General features: G+C 46.8%; 3 protein-coding genes. 1 reads left to right on the plus strand and 2 read right to left on the minus strand.

Annotated elements, in window-relative coordinates:
• Positions 1 to 119: 119 nt before the first annotated feature.
• Both ABFX15_RS00555 and ABFX15_RS00560 read right to left on the minus strand, forming a co-directional pair.
• Positions 120 to 680 (minus strand): FAD-binding oxidoreductase, encoded by a 561-nt coding sequence (locus ABFX15_RS00555; RefSeq protein WP_346023619.1) that lies wholly within the window; start codon positions 678 to 680, stop codon positions 120 to 122.
• Between the two features lie 41 nt (positions 681 to 721).
• Positions 722 to 1213 (minus strand): FAD-binding oxidoreductase, encoded by a 492-nt coding sequence (locus ABFX15_RS00560; protein WP_346023620.1) that lies wholly within the window; start codon positions 1211 to 1213, stop codon positions 722 to 724.
• Positions 1214 to 1216: 3 nt separating this feature from the next.
• On the opposite strand from ABFX15_RS00560, the gene ABFX15_RS00565 reads away from it, so the two are divergent.
• The gene (locus tag ABFX15_RS00565) at positions 1217 to 1465 is read left to right on the plus strand and encodes a hypothetical protein (RefSeq protein ID WP_346023621.1); all 249 of its coding nucleotides are present in this window, start codon (positions 1217 to 1219) and stop codon (positions 1463 to 1465) included.
• Positions 1466 to 1557 lie beyond the last annotated feature (92 nt).

The following is a 1557-nucleotide window of genomic DNA, read 5'->3' on the forward strand; positions in this document are numbered from 1 at the left end:
TAAAGAACCCTATAAAATAGAGAACGAATAAGGGTTTTTTATCCGTGTCTATTCTATAGGGTCCAGTTTATCCAAGGACGAGTGTTTCTTTATCTATTTATTTTTCATTTAGCAACCAATCAGAACACTTTCCCAGGATTCAGTCGATTATCCGGGTCAAAGACTTGTTTGATGGCTCGCATATACTTCAAGTTGATGTCATCCGTCATACTTTCCATGTATTCTTTCTTGACGATCCCTATGCCGTGCTCGGCGGAAGGAAGGCCTCCTAGATCAGCGACTTTCTGGTACAGATCTTTTAGAAGAGCAGCGCGTCTTCTAGTCCATTCCTCTTCACTCAAGTCATCTTTCATCAACAGGGTATGAACATTGCCGTCTCCAGCATGCCCGAAGTTCAAAACGTTCAGCCCATGTTTTTCCTGCATCGCTTTTGTGGACTCAATCAGTTCGGCAAATTTATTGATTGGAACGACCTCATCCAGCAGTTCGAATTCAGTAAAGACGGTCAGGCCCAGAAGAATGTTGTCTCTCAACGCCCAGTTCTGAGCCGCTTCTTCCTCTGTCAAGACATGACTATCACGTGCGGTCTCTTTAGCAATCTGCTCGACCAGTTCGGCCCGTACTGTCAAATCAGCTGCATCGTTTCCATCAAGCGTCATCAACAGATAGGCGTCTCCCACCTGTGATTTTAATGGGTAACCGAGATTCTGTTCAGCGTATCTCAGAGCCTGCCGTTCAAACAGTCCACCCCGGAAGGATCTGCTCCGCTGGTCAGAATAGCTAAAGTTGCATCTGTTGCTTCCTGGACCGTATCGAAAGCCAGAAGGATGGACAGACTGGCTTTAGGTAGAGGAATCAGTTTAAGCTTGATTTGAGTAGTAATGCCGAGTGTGCCTTCCGATCCGATAAAGAGGTCTTTCAAATCATATCCGGAACTGTCCTTGATGTTTTTGCTGCCGAGTGTCATGGATTCTCCACTGGGCAGAACGACGGTCATTTCTCTTACATATTGGCGGGTCGTTCCGTATTTGACGGCACGCAGTCCACCGGCATTCGTCGCCACATTTCCACCAATCGTTGAATGCTTTGAAGCGGGATCTGGTGGATAGAAGTAGCCTTTACTCTCTACATAGGTATGAATGTCGCCAACCAGCACGCCCGGTTCAACGGTCAGCGTCAGCGTTTCTTCATCCAGCTCGGTAATGGTATCCATCAGATGAACGTCGATGATGAGTTCGTTGCCTTCAAGCGGAACTTGAGCACCGGCAACACCTGTTCAAGCACCACGAGCCAGTATCTTCAGATCTTTGTCGATGGCAAACTGAACCAGGGCCTGAACTTCTTGATGTGTGACTGGGAGAGCGACTGCATGAACGGGCTTGATATTTTTTACATAGGTGTCTTTATAATAAGTTTCAGGGACGGCATTACCGATATACAGGCGCGTGCTGTCCGTAATAATTGAGTCGAGTGTAGTTATGTGAACTACCCACCACTTAAATCCTTTGGATTTTGAAGTGGGGGCTTCCTACGAACTCCATTCTTGTCTGCACAGAC

Source organism: Alkalibacterium indicireducens, from assembly GCF_039522005.1.
GTDB lineage: Bacteria > Bacillota > Bacilli > Lactobacillales > Carnobacteriaceae_A > Alkalibacterium > Alkalibacterium indicireducens.

Coding starts and splice junctions, on each gene's coding strand:
- ABFX15_RS00560 (WP_346023620.1), bottom strand. CDS start 1,213: ATGGATACCATTACCGAGCTGGATGAAGAAACGCTGACGCTGACCGTT.
- ABFX15_RS00565 (WP_346023621.1), top strand. CDS start 1,217: ATGAACGTCGATGATGAGTTCGTTGCCTTCAAGCGGAACTTGAGCACC.